The sequence below is a fragment of the Kribbella pratensis genome, assembly GCF_004366075.1.
Lineage (GTDB): Bacteria > Actinomycetota > Actinomycetes > Propionibacteriales > Kribbellaceae > Kribbella > Kribbella pratensis.
This window is the reverse complement of sequence record NZ_SODU01000002.1, coordinates 698647-717160: the sequence shown is the minus strand read 5'-3', so window position 1 is coordinate 717160 and position 18514 is coordinate 698647. Positions and strand designations below refer to the sequence as shown.

Here is an 18514-nt window from a genome sequence, read left to right as displayed (position 1 = left end):
ATCAGTTCCGGCCGAGCGCGGCGTCGATGGCGGCCGTCAGCACCTGATCGTCGTCGGCCTTCCAGGTGTGGTCCTGGGCGCACGTCCAGTTGTCCGGTTCGGCCGGGATGACGCAGCCGAACAGCCGCACCTTGCCGGCCGCGGCCGCTTCGCGAGCGAGCGGGGTAGGCAGGCCGTAAAGGATCGGCACTCCGCGTTCTCCACAAACCGGGCAGACGGGTACGTTCGCCATACGGCCAAGGTACGTCACGGCCCGTCCACCAACACCTGATTGATCTTCGCGAGCGCCTTCATCAGCTGGGCCCGCTCGGTCTTCGTGAGCGTCGCGGTGATGCGGTCCTCGAGCCGCTGGCGCTCCGCCTCGATGGGGGCCTGGAGCGCACGCCCGGCCGGTGTCAGCCACAGCCGCACGAGGCGGTTGTCGCGCGGATCGGGCCGGCGTTCGAGCAGACCGGACTCGGCCAGCCGGGTGGCGAGTTTGGTGACGGCGGGCGTGGTGACGTTCACCGCGGCGGCGATCTCGCCCGGCGTACGGCCGTCCTCCGCCCACAGCGCCGCGAGCAGGTGATCCTGCCCGAGCCGCAACCCGTGCCGCTGTACGGCGGCGTCCGCGGCGGCCCGCAGCAACTTGGACGTCTTGCTGTGCAGCTCCAGGAACTCGGGCATCGGCAGACTCCTTGACGATCAGATCGTTTACCGGTTAACGTTCCCGGCGACTCGTTAACCGGTAAAGGAGTTTGCCATGCTGCTCATCACCGGCGCCACCGGACACGTCGGTCGCGCGCTCGTCCAGGAACTCAACCGGCGCGGCGCCGGGTTCCGCGCACTCGTCCGCAGCCCGCGGCCGGAACTGCCCGCGGAGCAGGTCGTCCGGGATCTCGACGGACCGCTCGACCTGAGCGGTGTCGACAAGGTGTTCCTGCTCGTGCCCGGCACCGGACTCGAGCACACGGCCAACGTCGTCGCGGCCGCCCGTCGCGCCGGCGTCCGGCAGATCGTGTACCTGTCGTCGTACGCCGTACTCGGCGACCCGGTCCCGGCGATGGGGCGGTGGCATCACGAGCGCGAGCGGCTGATCGCGGATTCGGGGATCGCGGCAACGTTCCTGCGGCCGACCGGCTTCATGACGAACGCGTTCGACTGGCTGCCGACGATCCGCGCCGGCGGATACGTGCTCGACCCGATCGGGCCGGGACGGATGGCGCCGATCGACCCGGCGGACATCGCGGCGGTCGCGGCGACGGTGCTCGTCGAGGACGGCCACGAGAAGCAGGCGTACACGCTGACCGGACCCGAGGCGTTCACGGTCGCCGAGCAGGTCGCGATCCTCAGTACGGCGATCGGCCGCGCACTCGACGTACGCCCGATCGCGACCCCTGAGGAGGCGGTTCGATTCCGTTATCCAGAAGGGGCTCCGGCCGAGTTGGCGGCTGCCCTGATCGAGGGCCTGACCCTCATGCGCGCCGACACGATCGGCTTGCGAACAGACGTCGTACGGCGCCTGACCGGGCGCTCACCGAACACGTTTTCCGTGTGGTGCAAGGAGAACGCCGGGCAGCTCTCCTAGGAGAACTGCCCGGCGCCTTGAAAGTAGCTCCGCAGTACCGGCCTGGTGAGGCATGGTCAGTACTGCGCAGCCGCCTAGTTGGCCTCTTTGGTCGCCCAGTAGTGCCATTGCGGGGACGCGACTGGGGAGCGGGCCAGCCCGTCCGGCCAGGTGGCCGGGAGGTCGTGACTCCGCGCCGCGTAGAGGATCACCTCCGATGCGCAACGGTCACCGCGGACGGCGACCCTGGCGGCGGTCTCGGCACGCATGTCGGCGAGGTAATGGATCGCGGGCAGGAACTCGGCGCTCAGCCGCGGGCTGAGCCGGCCGACGGGTTCGTCGTCGAGCCGGATCTCGACCACGATCCGGTGCCGGTCCTGAAAGCTGTCCTCCTCCTCGATCGCGTGCATGGTGGCGTACGCCCAGCACTCGCCCTCCGCGCGGAAGAACGGCGCCAGTACGTCGGGATGCACCTCGCTGCCCGGCACAACGATGCCGCTGCCGGGCGGCAGCAGGTGAAAACTGCCTGGCGGGGGCAGGTTCACCGGCACCAGCATGTGCGGCTGCCCCAGGGCGACCGCGACACTCGCGTGGAACTCGGTGCCCTGGGCGCCCTTGCCGTCCCAGTCCGCCGGCTCCCACTCACTGACCCACAGGTGGCAAGGGACCCGCGGTTGCAGGCCTTGTGCCACCAACTCTGACAGCACCGGGTGGTACCGGTGCGCGTCGTCCCTCGGCAGATAGCCGACAACCTTGCCTTGCACCCGGACGGCGATCGACCGCGGGTCGAAACGGTTGTGCGGTTCCGGGACGAGGTCCGCTTCGGTGTCCAGATCTGCGCCGCGCGCCGGGATGGGGTCCGGGAACAGGCTTCTGATCGCCTGCTCGTGCGGGGCCTCCCGCACGACTTCCTGACCGCACCACAAAGCGTCGCCCCACAGACTGAACGGAATCAGTTCCATGTGCCCTCCAGTCCTCACTGACCGGCTATACACGGCTCATCTCTCCCAAGGACCTGGCCGTTACACCGAGTGAGCGTATGAAAACTAGACTGCCCAGTGAAGAGCCGTTTCACGCATGGTGCAAGAGTCTGATACGCAAAGGTATCCGTCGGTCCGGACTGTGGACGCGAATTGTCTTGTGCAGCGAGCGAATCGGCGAAGATCGTGCAAATGCACGGGAAGGAACGTCATGCAGGGCAGTGGTTCAGTCGCTCGATCGACCATCGGCGCCGAGGTCAGCACCGTTGACGCGGCGGCGATCGAGGCCGCCAGCAAGCGCTTGGACGGCGTCGCAGTCCGTACACCCTTGGAGCGCAACCTCCGCCTGTCGGAGCGCACCGGCGCGCAGGTCTGGCTGAAGCGGGAGGACCTGCAGATCGGCCGTTCCTACAAGCTTCGCGGCGCGTACAACCTGATCGCACAGCTCGACGATGCGGCCAAGGCAGCCGGCGTGATCTGTGCGAGCGCCGGCAACCATGGCCAAGGGCTGGCGTATTCGTGCCACATTCTCGGTGTCCACGGCAAGGTGTACGTTCCGCGGACGACACCGCGCCAGAAGCGGGACCGGATCGCGGCGCTCGGCGGCAAGCAGATCCAGGTGATCGTCACCGGCGACACGTACGACGATGCCGCTGCCGCCGCGATCGCGGAAGGTTCCGCCACCGGGGCGACGATGGTGCCGGCGTTCGACGACCCGAGAACCGTTGCGGGGCAAGGGACCGTGGCGATCGAGTTGGTGGAGCAGCTCGGCCACGCTCCCGACGTACTCGTGGTTCCGGTCGGTGGGGGCGGTCTCGTTGCAGGGGTTGCAACCTGGATCGCCGAGCGGCATCCCGGCGTACGCATCGTCGGGGTGGAGCCGGGTGGCGCGGCGAGCATGGCTGCGGCGGTCGCGGCCGGTAAGCCCGTGACGTTGCCGCAGTTGGACAGCTTCGTCGACGGTGCCGCCGTACGACGGGTCGGTGACGTGACCCTCCCGCTCGTGCAGCAGGCCGGCGTCGAGCTGATGGCGGTTCCCGAAGGCCTCGTGTGCTCGGAGATGCTCGCGCTCTACCAGACCGACGGCCTGATCGCGGAGCCCGCGGGCGCTTTGTCGACAAGTGCTCTGGGCAACGGTCTCGACGTGCGCCCGGGCGAGACCGTGGTCTGCCTGCTGTCCGGCGGGAACAACGACGTCAGCCGGTACGGCGAGATCCTCGAGCGCTCGTTGGTGTACGAAGGCCTGAAGCACTACTTCCTGGTGACGTTCCCGCAGGAGCCCGGTGCCCTGCGCGCCTTCCTCGACGAGACGCTCGGCCCCGACGACGACATCACGCTGTTCGAGTACGTCAAGCGCAACAACCGCGAGACCGGCGTCGCCCTGGTCGGCATCGAGATCAGTACCCGGGACGACCTCCCGCTGCTGCTGTCGCGCATGGAGGCCGCCCCGCTCGACATCGAACGCATCAACCCGAACTCACCGGAATTCAGGTATCTGATCTGACGTTTCTCAATCCCGCCGCGAGTGCTTCGGGTGCCGCGGGTCGTGCGGATGCCGGCCGTCGTCCCAGTCCGGATCGACCGGTTGCCCCTCGCGGTTCTGGGCACCGTCGTTCTGGGCGCCATCATTCAGGGCGCCGTCGTTCTGGGCGCCGTCGTGGTCCGGCCAGAGGTTCTGGGCCTGGGTGCGATGCTCGTCCGACTGTGCGCGGGCGTTCTCGGCGGCGTCGCGCCGTTCGGTGGCGCCGGCCGACAACCGGCGAGCCTCGGCCGTCTTCTCGTCGGCGGCCGCCTGCGCCTTGCGGGCACGCGCGTCCACCTCGTCGGCGACCGCACGCTGCTTGTCGGCCTCTGCCGCGCTCGCTCGCGCCTGCTGGTCGTGTTCGTACGCCTCCTGCTGGGCGCGCTGTTGCGACCTGCGCGACATCGCGCTCGCGATCAGGGCGATCACGATGACCAGGACGGCGATCGCGACGACGATCCAGACGATGGTCATTCCGTTCATCGGTCCTCCTCGGCTCGATGCTCAGAAACCCCGGTACCCGGAGCCGTCGCCGCCTAACTCGGCCCCCTCTCTCAGACCAGACCGCGGCGGGCGGCCCAGACGATGGCTTCGATGGCGGTGCTGAAGCCGAGGCGGTCGCAGATCAGCCGGGTGCGCCGGCGGACGGTGCGTTCGGAGAGGTCGAGGCGCCGGGCGACGCCGTCGACCGGCAGGCCGGTGGCGAGCAGGCGGAGGAGTTGCAGGTCGTCGTGGCTGATCTCGCGCGGCGGCACCCGTCGCGCGAGCGGTCGAAGTTCCTGGGGGAGGGCGGTCATGCTGATCACCTTGTTCCGAACACCCGGGACTCGGCGGCGTCCCAGTCGGCCGGTTTACCCTGCGGCTCGTAACGCCGCAGGGAGTGTGTGGATCGGACCAGGGCGCGCATCGCGCTCAGGTCCGGGAAGGGCTCGCCGAGGGCACGAGCCTGGACGAGGACATTGCCCAACGCGGAGGCCTCGACGGGTCCGGCGAGGACCGGTACGCCGCACGCGTCGGCGGTGAGCTGGCAGAGCAGCTCGTTCTGCGAACCACCGCCGATCACGTGCAGTACGTCGACCTCTCGGTCGGCGATCGTCTGCGCGGCACGCAACGTACGGCGGTACGCGAGGGCGAGGCTCTCCAGGATGCAGCGAACCACGGCACCACGAGATCGAGGCGCGTCCTGACCGGTTGCCCGGCAGTGTTCCTCGATGCGCGCCGGCATGTTGCCCGGGGCGAGGAACTCGGGAGCGTCCGGATCGATCAGTACGGCGTACGGCGGCGCGGCGGCCGCGTCCCGCAGTAGCCCGGGCAGGTCGTCGTCGCCCCAGACCCGTTGGCATTCCTGCAGGATCCACAGCCCCATCACGTTCCGCAGGAACCGGGTTCGCCCGTCGACGCCGCCCTCGTTGGTGAAGTTCGCTTCCCGAGCGTCGTCCGTCAGGACCGGCGCATCGAGCTCGAGGCCGACCAGCGACCAGGTGCCCGAGGAGATGTATGCGAACCGCTCACCCACCGCGGGCACAGCAACGACAGCCGAAGCCGTGTCATGCGATCCGACAGCAATCACCGGAATCCCCGGCGCCAAGCCGGTCTCGTCCGGTAGCACGGTCCCGACTACATCGCCCGGCTCCCGCAGCGCAGGAAGCACCTGACGTGGAACCCCCACCCGAGATACCACGTCATCGCTCCAGTCCCGGGCCACCACGTCGTACAGCTGGGTCGTGGAGGCGTTGGTCCGCTCCACACCGATCTCCCCTGTCAGCCAGTACGCCAGCAGGTCAGGGATCATCAGCAGCGTGGCCGCGTCGGCCGGCAGCTTCTCGGCGGCCAGTTGGTAGATGGTGTTGAACGGGAGCTGCTGCAGGCCTGTGACGGCGTACAGCTCGGCCGCTGGAATCGTTGATAGGACGCGTTCCATCACGCCGTCGGTGCGGGAGTCGCGGTAGTGCACGGGGTTGCCCAGCAGGCGGCCGCTCTCGTCGAGCAGGCCGTAGTCGACTGCCCAGGAGTCGATGCCGACGCCGTCGAGCGGTCCTGCGGCCCGCAATCCCTCCAGGATCGAGCGGTAGAGGTGCAGCACGTCCCAGTGCAGCCGACCGCTCACGCGCACCGGACCGTTCCAGAAGCGGTTCAGTTCACGCAGCTCGAGGACGTCAGCGCCCACCTCGCCGAGCATCACCCGCCCGCTCGAGGCCCCGAGATCGACCGCCGCGACGCGCTTCATACCGATACCTAGCGGAGGAAGGCGGCGGCTACGCCGGCGTCGACGGGGATGTGCAGGCCGGTCGTGTGGGTGAGATCCCCACCGGTCAGCGCGAACACCGCGGCCGCGACATTCTCGGGCAGCACCTCACGCTTCAGCAGGGTCCGCTGCGCGTAGTACGCACCGAGTTCCTCCTCCGGTACGCCGTACACCGCGGCCCGCTTCGCACCCCAGCCGCCGGCGAAGATGCCGGATCCGCGGACGACGCCGTCGGGGTTCACGCCGTTGACCCGGACCCCGTACTCGCCGAGCTCGGCCGCGAGCAGCCGGACCTGGTGGGCCTGGTCCGCCTTGGCGGAGCCGTACGCGACGTTGTTCGGGCCGGCGAACACCGAGTTCTTGCTGGAGATGTAGACGATGTCGCCGCCCATCCCCTGGTCGATGAGCACCTTCGCGGCCGCCCGCGAGACCAGGAACGAGCCCTTCGCCATCACGTCGTGCTGCAGGTCCCAGTCGCGGTCCGTTGTCTCCAGCAACGACTTCGAGATCGACAGCCCGGCGTTGTTGACGATCAGGTCGACACCGCCGAAGGCCAGCACAGCCTCTCGCAACGCCGCCTCGACCGCGTCCGCCGACGACACGTCCGCGCCGACCGCGACCGCCACGTCCGTGGATCCGATCTCCTTCGCCACCGCCTCGGCCGCAGCCTGGTCGAGGTCCGCGACGACAACGCACGCGCCCTCGGCGGCCAGTCGTTGCGCGATCGCCTTGCCGATGCCCGACCCGCCACCGGTCACGAACGCGACCCGGGTCGCGAGCGGCTTCGGCCGCGGCATCCGCTGCAGCTTCGCCTCCTCCAGCGCCCAGTACTCGATCCGGAACTTCTCCCGCTCGTCGATCGGCGCGTACGTCGACACCGCCTCGGCGCCTCGCATCACGTTGATCGCGTTCACGTAGAACTCGCCGGCCACCCGCGCGGTCTGCTTGTCCTTCCCGAAACTGAACATCCCGACACCAGGCACGAGCACGATCGCCGGGTCGGCACCGCGCATCGCCGGGCTGTCCGGCTCGGCGTGCCGGTTGTAGTAGGCCGCGTAGTCCTCGCGATACGCGGCGTGCAGCTCCTTCAACCGTGCGACCGTGTCCTCCACCGAGGCCGACGGCGGGAGGTCCAGCACCAGCGGCCGGACCTTGGTGCGGAGGAAGTGGTCCGGGCAGGAGGTGCCCAGCGCGGCCAGCTCGGCCAGCTTCTCCCGTGCGGTGAACTCGAGCACGACGTCGGAGTCGTTGAAGTGGCCGACCTGCGGCTTGTCCGTCGACGCGAGCCCACGGATGACGGGTGCAAGTGCGGCGGCCCGGGCGCGACGTTCGTCGGTCGGCAGGGGTTCGTAGCCGGGGACGATCGCGCCGAACGGTTCGGCGACACCGCGGTCCGCCAGGAAGCGTTCCGCCGTACGGATGATCTCCAGGGAGTTCGCCTCGCACTCCTCGGACGTGTTTCCCCAGGCCGTGATGCCGTGGCCGCCCAGGATGCAGCCGATCGCCTGCGGGTTCTCCCGCTTGACGGCGGCGATGTCCAGCCCGAGCTGGAAGCCGGGCCGTCGCCACGGGACCCACACCACGCGGTCGCCGAAGCACTCCGCGGTCAGCTTCTCGCCGTCCGCCGCGGTCGCCAGCGCGATTCCGGAGTCCGGGTGCAGGTGGTCGACATGAGGGGCATCGACCAGCCCGTGCATCGCGGTGTCGATCGACGGCGCCGCACCGCCCTTCCCGTGCAGGCAGTAGTCGAACGCGGCGACCATCTCGTCCTCACGGTCCACGCCCGGGTACACGTCGACGAGCGAGTTCAGGCGGTCCAGACGCAGTACGGCGAGACCCTTCGTCGTCAGCGTGCCCAGGTCACCACCGGATCCCTTCACCCACAGCAGGTCGACGGGCTGCTGGGTGACCGGGTCGGTCTCGGTGCCCTTCGCCGACGTGTTCCCGCCGGCATAGTTCGTGTTGCGCGGATCGGCACCCAGTCGGTTGCTACGCGCAACGAGCTCGGCTGCAGTGTCGGTCATCGGTACTCAGGCTCCCCATCCGGCCTGCTGGCCGTCGGCTCGGTCTTTGCTGATCTGCTCGAAGTAGCCGCTGCGCTTGTACGCCGCAACCGGGTCACGGTCCAGGCCCTGCGACTCGCGGAGGTCCGCGAGCAGCGGCCGGACATCGGTGTTGTACGCGTCCATCAGGGCGGCGTTCGCACCGAGGACGTCGCCTTCCCGCTGTGCCTTGCGGAGAGCGTCGCGGTCGACCAGCAGCGCCTTGGCGGTGGCCTCCTGGACGTTCATCACCGAGCGGATGATCGCGGGGATCTTCTCCTCGATGTTGTGGCACTGGTCGAGCATGAACGCGATCCCGCGGTCCGGGTCGAGCGCGTCGCCGCGGACGATCTCGTTCATGATCCGGAACAGCTGGAACGGGTCCGCGGCGCCGACCATCAGGTCGTCGTCGGCGTAGAACCGGCTGTTGAAGTCGAACGCGCCGAGCTTCCTGGTGCGGAGCAGGAAGGCCACGATGAACTCGATGTTCGTCCCCGGCGCGTGGTGCCCGGTGTCGATACAGACCGTTGCCTTCGGCCCCAGTTCGAGACAGTGTGCGTACGACGTACCCCAGTCCGGCACGTCCGTGGTGTAGAAGGCCGGCTCGAACAGCTTGTACTCGAGCAGCATCCGCTGGTCGTCACCGAGCCGGTCGTACACCTCCTTCAACGCGGTCGCGAGCCGGTCCTGCCGGTCCTGGATGTCGTCCTGGCCGGGGTAGTTCGTGCCGTCGGAGAACCACAGCTTGAGGTCCCGGGACCCGGTCGCGTCCATGATGTCGACGCATTCGAGCAGGTGATCGGTGGCCTTCCGGCGTACCGCGGGATCCGGGTTGGTGACGCTGCCCAGCTTGTAGTCGTCGTCCTGGAACACGTTGCTGTTGATCGCCCCGAGCCGGACACCCTGCTCCTTCGCGTACGCCGCCAGCGCCGCATAGTCGTCGACCTTGTCCCAGGGGATGTGCAGCGCCACGCTCGGCGCCACCCCGGTGTACTTGTGGACGACGGCCGCGTCGGCGATCTTCTCCTCGGGCGACCGCGGCACCCCGGGCTGGCTGAACACCTTGAACCGGGTGCCGGAGTTCCCGAACGCCCACGAGGGCAGCTCGATCTCCTGGCGGCTGAGGGCGGCCTTCACGGCTTCGGTCGTCATGGTTGGTCCTCTTTCAGATGGAAGATCTCGGGCAGGAGGAGGAACGACTCGTCCGGCGGCCTGCCGTCTATACCGGTGAAGAATTCGGTCATCTGGGCTTGCCAGCGGGTGTTTACCTCGGTCGCCGCCATCGCCTTCTGCGCCGCCTCCAGGTCCTCGGACTCGACGTACCCGATCAGCAGACCGTCGTCGCGGAGGAAGAGCGAGTAGTTGTGCCAGCCCGAGTCCCGCAACGCGGCCTGCATGTCCGGCCAGACGTCGCGGTGCCGTTCGACGTACTCGTCGAGCCGGTCGGGCCGGACCTGCAGACAGAAGCAGTAACGATTCACGGCGTCACCTGTACTCGAGCGGGCGGGACTGTGGCGTGCTGACGACTCCTGGGATGAAAGGTTTCAAGAGCGTCCCATGACGCTAAGCGGGTGTACGCCCGGGCGTCAAGAGTCTGCCCACCTTTCGCGGCCGATCCCGGACCGGTAGCGCGGGAATCGGGCCGGAAGCGGGTATTCTTCGGCCGCTAAGACGTTTCAAGTGTTTGCAGCGCGGAGGGAGGTTCTCGTGTCGGTGGATGACGCGGAAGCCGTGCCCGAGCGCACCCGGCGACGCCGTGCGCCGAAGCCGCACGCCGCCGGGGTGAAGGCGGTCGCCGCGGCCGCCGGGGTCTCGCTGGGGACCGTGTCCAACGTCCTGAACCGTCCCGAGGTCGTCAGCCCCCTGACCCGGGCGAAGGTCGAGGCCGCGATGGCCTCGCTCGGCTTCGTCCGGAACGAGTCGGCGCGGCAACTGCGGGCCGGCTCCAGCCGGATCCTCGCGTACGTGATGCTCGACGCCGGCAACCCGTTCTTCACCGATGTCGCGAAGGGCGTCGAGGAGGCGGCGCAGGCGGCCGGCCTCTCGGTGTTCCTCTGTACCAGTAGTGAGGACGTCGACCGCGAGGCGGCGTACCTCGATCTGCTCGAGCAGCAACGCGTCCAGGGCATCCTGATCACGCCGATCGACCAGAACTCGTCCCGCCTGCGGAAGCTGCCGTCGCGCGGTACGCCGGTGGTCGTGGTCGACCGCGCGCTCGACGACGCCTCGCACTGCTCAGTCGCGGTGAACGACGTCCTCGGCGGCGAGCTCGCGATCTCGCATCTGCTGGAGCTCGGCCACGAGCGGATCGCGTACGTCGGCGGGCCGAACACGATCGGGCAGGTCATCGACCGCCGCGACGGTGCTCGCCGTGCGCTGCGGACCGCCGGGAGGCCGATGGCGGACCTGATCGAGTTGACCACCGGCGCACTGACGGTCGCCGAAGGTAGGGGCGCTGGGCAACGACTTGCGGGGCTCCCGGCGGATCGCCGGCCGACGGCCGCGTTCTGCGCGAACGACCTGCTGGCGTTGGGATTGCTGCAACAGTGCGTGAGCCTCGGGCTGCGCGTTCCGGAGGATCTCGCGATCGTCGGGTACGACGACATCGAGTTCGCGGAGGCGGCCGCCGTACCGCTGACCTCGGTGCGTCAGCCGCGGCAGCTGCTCGGCCGCACGGCCGCGGAGTTGCTGCTGGACGAGTCGTCGAACCCGGACCACGAGCACCAGCGCGTGACGTTCACGCCGGAGCTGGTGGTTCGCACGTCAACGCGCGGAACGCTCTAGTCCGTAGGCCGCGAGGAAGACCTCGGCGGCTTGGTCGGCGAGCTTCTCGAGCTCACCGGGCTTCGGGCGCTGCCGGGTGCCCGCGAACATGGCGCGGTTCATCGGCTTGTACATCACCAGACCGGCGAACTGGTACGCCGCCAGCGTCGGGTCGTCGAGTCGCTTCAACAGACCGCGGTCGCTCAACCGGGTCAGCGCCTGCCCGAGCGCGTCGAGGGACTTCTCGAAGCCGCTGTTGAACCAGGCGCCGCACACCTCGGGGAACCGGTCCGCCTCGGCGATCACGAGCCGGCGGAGCTGCAGGACGCTGTCGGCGGTGAGGCTCTGGAGCAGGCGATGCGCCAACGCACGCAGGGCTTCGCGCGCGTCGGCGGCCCCTTCGAGCGTGTCGACGTACGCCTGCTGGAGGCCGTCCAGCAGTTGGTCGCTGGTGCCGAGGACGATCTCGGCGAACAGGCGCTCCTTGTTCTCGAACTGCTTGTAGACGGTTTGTTTGGAGACGCCGGCCTTGGCTGCGACCTCGTCCATGCTCGCGCCGAGGTACCCGTGGCTGAGGAAGACCTCGGTCGCCGCGGCCAGGATCGCGCGGCGTTTGCGGGGCGTCCGTCCCTCGATCTCTGCCTGCTCCACTCGCTCCATGCGGAAAATCATACTAGACAGTCCAGTTCTCTGATGAGTACTGTACGGTCTAGTTCTTCATAGGAGAGGGGAAGAAGCATGAGCACCGTGACTTCGGCCGACGGCACCGCGATCGCCTTCGAGGCGTACGGCCAGGGCAGGCCGCTGATCCTGATCGACGGGGCGACCGCACACCGGGCGGTGAACCCGGTGAACGACGAGGTCGGGAAGCTGCTGACCGACAGCTTCCGGACGTACGCGTACGACCGGCGTGGGCGGGGCGAGAGTGGCGACACCGCGCCGTACGCGATCCAGCGCGAGATCGAGGACATCGCCGCCTTGATCGAGGACGCTGGTCAGCCGGCCGTCCTCTTCGGCTGGTCGTCGGGCAGTTTGCTGGCGCTGGACGCCGCGGCTGCGGGGCTGCCGATCGCCGGGCTGGTGTTGTTCGAGCCGCCTGTCGTCGTCGACGACGTACGGCCGCCGCTGCCATCCGACTACGTCGAGCAGCTCGAGACGTTCGTCGCGGAGGGGCGCCGCGACCAGGCCGCCGAGCTGTTCATGACCGCGGCCGCAATGATGCCCGCAGAGGCGATCCCGGGCATGAAGCAGTCGCCGTACTGGGCGCCGGTCGAGGAGATCGCGCACACGATCTCGTACGACGGCCGCATCATGGGGACCACGATGTCGGGCAACCCGCTGCCTGCCGACCGCTGGGCGGACGTGAAGGTTCCGGTCCTGGTTCTGTACGGCGACCAGACCTGGCCCGCGCTGTCCGCCGGAGCCAGGGCCGTGGCCGAGCACCTGCCTACCGCGACATTGAAGGCGATCCCCGGAGAGAACCACGGGACCGAGGCGGCGACGCTGGCTCCGGTACTGCGGGAATTCGCGGACTTGACCTAGGGCGCGCTCCAGCTTGTTGGCTCTTGCGCATGGTGAATCTTGCGCTGGGCGCTATGGAGTACGGGACGCGGATCGACGAAGAGACCTCGTTCCGGTTGCTGGATGCTTATGTGGACGCGGGCGGGGAGTGGATCGACACTGCGAACTGCTACGCGTTCTGGCAGGACCCGAGCGGACACGGTGGCCAGAGTGAGGAGCTGCTCGGGAGGTGGTTCGCCCAGCGGCCCGGCGTACGGGACCGGGTCAAGCTGGCGACCAAGGTCGGGTGCGAACCGCTCTGGCCCGGCAGCTGGCCCGAACACTCGGAAGGCCTGGGCTCCAAGGCGATCGACACTGCGCTCGAGACCTCGCTGCGCCGCCTCGGTGTCGACCACATCGACCTCTACTGGGCACACCGCGACGACAGGTCCACTCCACTCGAGGAGACCGTCGCCGCGTTCGGCAAGCACGCTGCGGCCGGCACCATCGGCCGTCTCGGGCTGTCGAACTACGCACTCTGGCGGGTGGAGCGGATGCGCGGTCTGGCGGGTGAGCTGGGCGTGATGGCTCCGAGTGCGCTGCAGCTGCGGTACTCGTACCTGCAGCCCCGGCCGTTCGTCCGCGACCACACCCACGACCACCGCTTCGGCTGGATCACCGACGAGGTCCTCGACTACGCACAGAACAACCCGGAGCAGCAGCTGTTCGCCTACAGCCCGCTGATGTCCGGTGCCTACGAGAACCGCGCCGACCGCCCGATCGACCCAGCCTTCCACCACCCCGGCACCACCCGCCGCCTGGAGGCCCTCACCGACCTGGCCACCACCCTCAACACCACCCCCTCGGCAGTAGTCCTCGCCTGGCTCACCGGCGGCGCCCCCGCCATCACCCCCATAGTCGGCATCAGCACCCCCACCTACCTCACCACCGCCCTAACCGGCGCAAACCTCTCCCTAACCCCCGCCCAACGCAACCAACTCGACGAGGCCTGGTAGACACCAGATTCCACCAACCCTTCACGTTGCGTGACGGCAGGCGTAGGGTGCCGTGCTCAACGGCATGATCACGCGGGCCTGTGGGGGGTCGGCCGTGACGAGTTGGTGGGGGATGGCACATGACAGAGGAAAGCTGGCATCAGGCACGTCTGATACCGACGTCGGGAATCAACGGCGCTGATGAACAGGAACGCCGGGCGACGTCCGCTCTGCTCGCCGTGATGTCGTCGGTGCGCGAGTTCGGCCGGGTTCTTACGCAGCCGTTGGGAGCACCCGCAGGACAACTGGAGACGTTTATAGAGGTGCCGTTCTACCTGGGCGAGCGGCGCCTTTATCCAGACGGACTTCTGCGATCGCGGCGCGGCCAGAAGGAATGGACGGCGCTCGTCGAGGTGAAGACCGGCGTCAACGCACTCGACGCGGAACAACTCGAGGCCTACCTCGACATCGCCCGTGAGCAGGGATTCGATGCCGTCATCACGATCTCGAACGAGATTCCCGCCGTCGCTGGGCTGCATCCGACCACGGTCGACAAGCGGAAGCTCAAGCGGGTCGCCCTGCACCACTGGTCCTGGTCGATGGTCCTCGCGGAGGCCGTGCTGCAGAAGGAACATCGGGGCGTCGCCGATCCTGACCAAGCCTGGATCCTCGGTGAGCTGATCCGTTACCTCGAGCATCCGCGGTCAGGAGCGCTCCAGTTCGACGACATGGGTCCCTCGTGGGTGACGACCCGGGAGGCCGTTGCCTCCGGCACGCTCCGCGCGGGCGACAAGTGCGCACCCGAGGTTGCTGCCCGGTTCGATGCGCTCCTCACCTACGTAAGCCTTCAACTTGGCCGGAAGCTCGGTGAGGATGTCACACCCGCGTTGTCCCGAAAGCAGCTGGCCGATCCCGCTCTGCGCTCGCAGTCGCTGGTGCAGTCGATGAGTACGCAGGGGACGCTTCAAGGAGCGATCAACATCCAGAACGCTGTGGGGCCGCTGGTCGTCACCACCGATCTCCGCGCTGGGGTTGTCACCTGTCACGTCGACATCGCTGCACCGCGGGACGGCCGGGCTACAACGCGGGTCAACTGGCTTCTGCGCCAGCTCAGGCACGCACCGGACTCGACGAGGGTCGAAGCGTTCGTGATGCATGGTCGTGGGGCTGGTACGGCGGAGTTGCTGCGTGCTGTCCGTGATCAGCCGGCATTGCTCATCGAGGATCCGAAGAAGGACCTGCGCTCGTTCCGGATCGCACTCGGCTCACCGATCGGAAGCAAGCGTGGGCGGGGCCGCGGCTCCTTCATCGACTCGGTGGAGAACGCGATCAACACCTTCTACGGCGACATCGTGCAGGACCTGCGGGCCTGGACGGCAGCACCGCCGCGACTACGCGAAGTACCGGAGACTTCGGACGAACGACCGGCGCTGACGTCCACCGCGTTGTCGTCGCAGGACGGAGCCGAGGCCGACGAGATCCCTCAGCAGCCCGAGGACGGTCACGCACTGCACCCGGACGCCCCCGACGATCGGTGGGACACGGAAGGTGCTGGGCAGCCGTCTCCGAGCCTGGCAGGCGGCCGGCCCGGAACGCCTGAGCCATCTATCTGAAGATCATCCTCGATCAGCGCTCCCGTTGGACCCGGGGTCGGTGAGATGGTTTGGGGGTGGACAGGGATGCGTTCTGGGGTCTGGTCGAGGATGCGCGGGCCTCGGTGGATGACACCGTGGCTGATGCGGACGGAGTTGCGGACGCGCTGACCAAGGTGCTGGGTACGGCGGAGGCCGAGGAGATCGTCGGGTTCGGGACCGAGCTCGCGCGGTTGCAGGTCGAGTCGTACCGCTGGGATCTGTGGGCGGCGGCGTACCTGATCAACTCCGGTGCTTCGGAGGACGGGTTCGACTCGTTCCGGGGCTGGCTGCTCGCACAGGGGCGGGAGGTGTGGGAAGCGGCGCTGACCGATCCGGACTCGCTCGCCGATGTGGTCGACGAGGACCGGCCGGAGGGGTTCGAGGGCTTCGACGGCGAAGGGATGCTGCACGTCGGCAGTCACGCCTACAAGAACCTGACCGGCGACGAGGCGGCGTACTGGAAGGCCGTCGACCGCGACGCCCCGGACACCCCGGACCTCCCCGCCGGCAAGGAGATCGACTTCGACGACGAGGACGATCTGCAGACGCGCCTGCCGCGGCTCGCGGCCCTGTACCTCGACGCCTGACGTTCGGCTTGTCACCATCGGGCCACATCGCGGATCCACGCGTTTGCTTGAGTCGAACGCATGTTCCAATATAGGTCCATGACGGCGGTGGTGATGGCACAGCTTCCCGGCGAGCAGGCACTCGCCGGAGCCGAGGCTGCGTGGGCGCTGGTGCCGCCGGATGACTTGCCCGACCTCGCGGATCCATGTCCTCCGCGCTATCTGGACGAGGAGGACTGGTACGAGGACCTGCCGCCGATGTCGCGGGTGGACGGACTGGAATGGGAACTGTGGGCCGGGGTCGAGCAGGACGAGGCCGAACGCGAGATGCTTCGCCTGAAAGCACCCGCCTGGGTCTTCCTGCCGCCCGGCGCCGAGCTCGCCGCGGCGCTGGAGGAGCTGCGACCACAGTGCGAGTCACCGATCGCGCTGATCGAGGCCATGAAGGCCGCAGCCCGCATGGAAGCCTGGGCCGCGGCCATCAAGACCTCGGCGATGGCCTCGTTCCACCGCCAACGCAAGGCCCAAGCCACCGAGATCCCCCGCCCCACCCAGATCGACTCCACCGGCCGGCCGATCGACCCCGAACGATCCTGGGCGGCCGAAGTCGGCGCCGCACTGCGGCTGTCCACCAACACCGCAGCCCGACACATCGACACCGCACTCCACCTGACCGGCACCCTGCCGGCCACCCACACCGCGCTGCGCTGCGGCGCCCTGAGCTTCGCCAAAGCCCTCGCGATCTCCGAGGCCACCCGCGCCCTGTCCGACACAGCCGCCCAAGCCGTCGAGGCACACGTGCTGCGCCGCGCCCCCGGCCAAACCCACGCCAACCTGAACGCATCCCTGCGCCGCCAGGTCGCCAAACACACCACCCACGACACCGCGGAGCGACACCGCACCGCGGTCGCGGAGCGCACCTGCAAAATCGTCCCGCTCACGGACGGCATGGCCGGGCTCTGGGTCGTACACACCGCCGACAAGATCCAGCAAATGTGGGTCGTCATCCAAGCCATGGCCGACCTCGCCAAACGAACAAGCCCCACCACCAACCCCACCCAGACGACCCACCCCACCGGCAAGCCCAACACCGCAGGCACCGACACGCCGGGCCCGCGCCACTGCAACACGACCGCCCCGCAAAACACCGCGCACACCCCAAACACCGCAGGCACCGACGCGCCGGCCTCGCACCACCGCAACACGACCGCCACGCAGAACACCGCGAGCACCCCCAGCACCCCGGGCGCTGCTTGTACCCCGGGCGCTGCTTGTACCCCGGGCGCTGCTTGTACCCCAGGCGCTGCTTGTACCCCAGGCACTGCCAGCACCCCGGGCACTGCCAGCACCCCGGGCAACGCCAGCAGCTTGGGCAACGGCGACAGCACGGACAACGCCGCGGGCAACGCGAGCACCTCAGGCACTGCCGGCATCCCGGGCAACAACGACAGCGCGGACAACACCGCCGTCACCGATCCGCCACGTGATCGCCGCCGCTCCGTGGAGTTCGACGACGCGTTCCCGGGCGCTCGCAACTCCAGCGCCACAACCGACGCCGACACCAGCGCGACAACCGACGCGATCTCCGGGGCTCGGAGGACCGACGCCAACACCACGTTCAACGCCACGTCCAACGCCGACGAGGCTGACGCTGCCGGGGCTGACGCTGCCGGGGCTGACGATGTCACCGGAACCGCCGAGTCCGGACCGGATTTCTCCGGTGGACCGGCCGAGAAGGAGTCAGGTCAGCGGGCAAAGGACGAGCGGAACGTCGAGCAACGACGAGCCGACGTAGTAGCCGACGTGTTCGAACACATGCTGCACAACGGCCTGGACTGGCTCGGCCGCCGACTACCCGACCAACACCGCCGACGACCCCACATCGAGGTCCTCGTCCCCATCACCACCCTCCTCGGCGTGGACGACGACCCCTGCGAACTCACCGGCTACGGACCCATCCCAGCCGAAATGGCCCGCCGCATCGCGAGCGACGGCACCTGGCGACGACTCCTCACCGACCCCACCAACGGCACCGTCCTCGACGCATCCACCACCCGCCACGACCCCGGCACGGTCGTCACCGAAACCCTGCTCGCCCGCCACCCCGTCTGCGCCTGGCCCGGCTGCAACCGCACCTCACGCCAATGCGACCGCGACCACGCCACACCATTCAAACAATCCGGCCGGACAAACCTGACCGGGCTAGTGCCCTACTGCGAATACCACCACGTCATCAAGGACACCCCGGCATGGGGATGGAAAAGCACCACCCACCCCGACGGCTCCGTCACTCTCACTGCCCCCACCGGCCACCGCTACACCACCGTCCCACCCGCCCGCGGTCCCATCACTCCACACGCCAACACGCCCACCTCTGTCAGCCGATCTCCGGATCACCCGCCACCCTTCTGATCCACACCCGACGTCTCACCTTCAAGCGATCATTCCTTGAAGGTGACGTCGGCATGGAAGGTGACCCGGCATGGAAGGCGACGCCGACGCGGGAGGTGACCTCGGCGTGGGAGGTGACCCCGGCGCGGGACGTGACCCCGGCGCGGGACGTGACCCCAGCGTGGGAGGTGACCCCGGCGCGGAACGTGACCCCAGCGCGGAACGTGACCCCAGCGCGGAACGTGACCCCAGCGCGGAACGTGACCCCAGCGCGGAACGTGACCCCAGCGCGGAACGTGACCCCAGCGCGGAACGTGACCCCAGCGCGGA

19 protein-coding genes are annotated in these 18514 nt (G+C 68.6%); 9 read left to right on the top strand and 10 right to left on the bottom strand.

Annotated elements, in window-relative coordinates; genetic code table 11:
- Nucleotide 1: 1 nt before the first annotated feature.
- Nucleotides 2-232 (bottom strand): hypothetical protein, encoded by a 231-nt coding sequence (locus EV137_RS18470; protein ID WP_134001995.1) that lies wholly within the window; start codon nucleotides 230-232, stop codon nucleotides 2-4.
- 14 nt (nucleotides 233-246) lie between these two features.
- Nucleotides 247-666 (bottom strand): MarR family winged helix-turn-helix transcriptional regulator, encoded by a 420-nt coding sequence (locus EV137_RS18465; RefSeq protein WP_134130128.1) that lies wholly within the window; start codon nucleotides 664-666, stop codon nucleotides 247-249.
- Nucleotides 667-742: 76 nt separating this feature from the next.
- On the opposite strand from EV137_RS18465, the gene EV137_RS18460 reads away from it, so the two are divergent.
- Nucleotides 743-1567: an NAD(P)H-binding protein gene (locus tag EV137_RS18460; protein WP_134130127.1), complete on the top strand. Its 825-nt coding sequence runs from the start codon at nucleotides 743-745 to the stop codon at nucleotides 1565-1567.
- Nucleotides 1568-1641: 74 nt separating this feature from the next.
- Here the strand turns inward: EV137_RS18460 and EV137_RS18455 are convergent, their stop codons facing one another.
- Nucleotides 1642-2508, bottom strand: coding sequence for an HIRAN domain-containing protein (locus EV137_RS18455; protein ID WP_134001989.1), 867 nt, complete (start codon nucleotides 2506-2508; stop codon nucleotides 1642-1644).
- Nucleotides 2509-2737: 229 nt separating this feature from the next.
- On the opposite strand from EV137_RS18455, the gene ilvA reads away from it, so the two are divergent.
- Complete coding sequence (gene ilvA, locus EV137_RS18450) at nucleotides 2738-4030, top strand: threonine ammonia-lyase IlvA (protein WP_134130126.1); 1293 nt, start codon at nucleotides 2738-2740, stop codon at nucleotides 4028-4030.
- A 6-nt stretch (nucleotides 4031-4036) separates the two neighbouring features.
- Here the strand turns inward: ilvA and EV137_RS18445 are convergent, their stop codons facing one another.
- The 6 genes from EV137_RS18445 to EV137_RS18420 all read right to left on the bottom strand — a co-directional run bounded on the left by EV137_RS18445 (nucleotide 4037) and on the right by EV137_RS18420 (nucleotide 9816).
- Nucleotides 4037-4531, bottom strand: coding sequence for a hypothetical protein (locus EV137_RS18445; protein ID WP_134130125.1), 495 nt, complete (start codon nucleotides 4529-4531; stop codon nucleotides 4037-4039).
- A 71-nt stretch (nucleotides 4532-4602) separates the two neighbouring features.
- The gene (locus EV137_RS18440; protein WP_133786749.1) at nucleotides 4603-4845 is read right to left on the bottom strand and encodes a helix-turn-helix domain-containing protein; all 243 of its coding nucleotides are present in this window, start codon (nucleotides 4843-4845) and stop codon (nucleotides 4603-4605) included.
- A 5-nt stretch (nucleotides 4846-4850) separates the two neighbouring features.
- Nucleotides 4851-6275 (bottom strand): rhamnulokinase, encoded by a 1425-nt coding sequence (locus EV137_RS18435; RefSeq protein WP_134130124.1) that lies wholly within the window; start codon nucleotides 6273-6275, stop codon nucleotides 4851-4853.
- Nucleotides 6276-6283: 8 nt separating this feature from the next.
- Complete coding sequence (locus tag EV137_RS18430) at nucleotides 6284-8317, bottom strand: bifunctional aldolase/short-chain dehydrogenase (protein ID WP_134130123.1); 2034 nt, start codon at nucleotides 8315-8317, stop codon at nucleotides 6284-6286.
- A 6-nt stretch (nucleotides 8318-8323) separates the two neighbouring features.
- On the bottom strand, nucleotides 8324-9487 hold the full coding sequence (gene rhaI / locus EV137_RS18425; protein ID WP_134130122.1) for an L-rhamnose isomerase: 1164 nt from the start codon (nucleotides 9485-9487) through the stop codon (nucleotides 8324-8326).
- Entirely contained in the window at nucleotides 9484-9816 is a 333-nt protein-coding gene (locus tag EV137_RS18420) for an L-rhamnose mutarotase (RefSeq protein WP_134130121.1), read from the bottom strand. The genes rhaI and EV137_RS18420 overlap by 4 nt, the downstream gene beginning before the upstream one ends.
- Nucleotides 9817-10042: 226 nt before the next feature.
- Here EV137_RS18420 and EV137_RS18415 point away from each other — a divergent pair, with 226 nt between their 5' ends.
- Nucleotides 10043-11119, top strand: coding sequence for a LacI family DNA-binding transcriptional regulator (locus EV137_RS18415; RefSeq protein ID WP_238175407.1), 1077 nt, complete (start codon nucleotides 10043-10045; stop codon nucleotides 11117-11119).
- Here the strand turns inward: EV137_RS18415 and EV137_RS18410 are convergent.
- Nucleotides 11099-11758, bottom strand: a complete 660-nt coding sequence (locus EV137_RS18410) for a TetR/AcrR family transcriptional regulator (protein WP_134001975.1) — start codon at nucleotides 11756-11758, stop codon at nucleotides 11099-11101. The two genes, EV137_RS18415 and EV137_RS18410, sit on opposite strands and share 21 nt — an antisense overlap.
- A gap of 78 nt (nucleotides 11759-11836) precedes the next feature.
- On the opposite strand from EV137_RS18410, the gene EV137_RS18405 reads away from it, so the two are divergent.
- From EV137_RS18405 to EV137_RS41465, 6 genes are all read left to right on the top strand, one after another.
- On the top strand, nucleotides 11837-12640 hold the full coding sequence (locus EV137_RS18405) for an alpha/beta fold hydrolase (RefSeq protein ID WP_134001973.1): 804 nt from the start codon (nucleotides 11837-11839) through the stop codon (nucleotides 12638-12640).
- A 29-nt stretch (nucleotides 12641-12669) separates the two neighbouring features.
- Complete coding sequence (locus EV137_RS18400; protein WP_202871036.1) at nucleotides 12670-13614, top strand: aldo/keto reductase; 945 nt, start codon at nucleotides 12670-12672, stop codon at nucleotides 13612-13614.
- A 119-nt stretch (nucleotides 13615-13733) separates the two neighbouring features.
- On the top strand, nucleotides 13734-15206 hold the full coding sequence (locus tag EV137_RS18395) for a hypothetical protein (protein WP_202871035.1): 1473 nt from the start codon (nucleotides 13734-13736) through the stop codon (nucleotides 15204-15206).
- Nucleotides 15207-15262: 56 nt separating this feature from the next.
- Complete coding sequence (locus tag EV137_RS18390; RefSeq protein WP_134001969.1) at nucleotides 15263-15814, top strand: DUF4240 domain-containing protein; 552 nt, start codon at nucleotides 15263-15265, stop codon at nucleotides 15812-15814.
- 78 nt (nucleotides 15815-15892) lie between these two features.
- Nucleotides 15893-18205, top strand: a complete 2313-nt coding sequence (locus EV137_RS18385; RefSeq protein ID WP_166679927.1) for an HNH endonuclease signature motif containing protein — start codon at nucleotides 15893-15895, stop codon at nucleotides 18203-18205.
- 53 nt (nucleotides 18206-18258) lie between these two features.
- On the top strand, nucleotides 18259-18514 hold a 256-nt coding region (locus EV137_RS41465; protein WP_238175406.1), incomplete at its 3' end, for a hypothetical protein.

Coding starts and splice junctions, on each gene's coding strand:
- EV137_RS18440 (WP_133786749.1), bottom strand. CDS start 4,845: ATGACCGCCCTCCCCCAGGAACTTCGACCGCTCGCGCGACGGGTGCCG.
- EV137_RS18455 (WP_134001989.1), bottom strand. CDS start 2,508: ATGGAACTGATTCCGTTCAGTCTGTGGGGCGACGCTTTGTGGTGCGGT.
- EV137_RS18445 (WP_134130125.1), bottom strand. CDS start 4,531: ATGAACGGAATGACCATCGTCTGGATCGTCGTCGCGATCGCCGTCCTG.
- EV137_RS18435 (WP_134130124.1), bottom strand. CDS start 6,275: ATGAAGCGCGTCGCGGCGGTCGATCTCGGGGCCTCGAGCGGGCGGGTG.
- EV137_RS18410 (WP_134001975.1), bottom strand. CDS start 11,758: ATGGAGCGAGTGGAGCAGGCAGAGATCGAGGGACGGACGCCCCGCAAA.
- EV137_RS18405 (WP_134001973.1), top strand. CDS start 11,837: ATGAGCACCGTGACTTCGGCCGACGGCACCGCGATCGCCTTCGAGGCG.
- EV137_RS18470 (WP_134001995.1), bottom strand. CDS start 232: ATGGCGAACGTACCCGTCTGCCCGGTTTGTGGAGAACGCGGAGTGCCG.
- EV137_RS18395 (WP_202871035.1), top strand. CDS start 13,734: ATGACAGAGGAAAGCTGGCATCAGGCACGTCTGATACCGACGTCGGGA.
- rhaI (WP_134130122.1), bottom strand. CDS start 9,487: ATGACGACCGAAGCCGTGAAGGCCGCCCTCAGCCGCCAGGAGATCGAG.
- EV137_RS18465 (WP_134130128.1), bottom strand. CDS start 666: ATGCCCGAGTTCCTGGAGCTGCACAGCAAGACGTCCAAGTTGCTGCGG.
- EV137_RS18430 (WP_134130123.1), bottom strand. CDS start 8,317: ATGACCGACACTGCAGCCGAGCTCGTTGCGCGTAGCAACCGACTGGGT.
- EV137_RS18385 (WP_166679927.1), top strand. CDS start 15,893: ATGACGGCGGTGGTGATGGCACAGCTTCCCGGCGAGCAGGCACTCGCC.
- ilvA (WP_134130126.1), top strand. CDS start 2,738: ATGCAGGGCAGTGGTTCAGTCGCTCGATCGACCATCGGCGCCGAGGTC.
- EV137_RS18400 (WP_202871036.1), top strand. CDS start 12,670: ATGGTGAATCTTGCGCTGGGCGCTATGGAGTACGGGACGCGGATCGAC.
- EV137_RS18460 (WP_134130127.1), top strand. CDS start 743: ATGCTGCTCATCACCGGCGCCACCGGACACGTCGGTCGCGCGCTCGTC.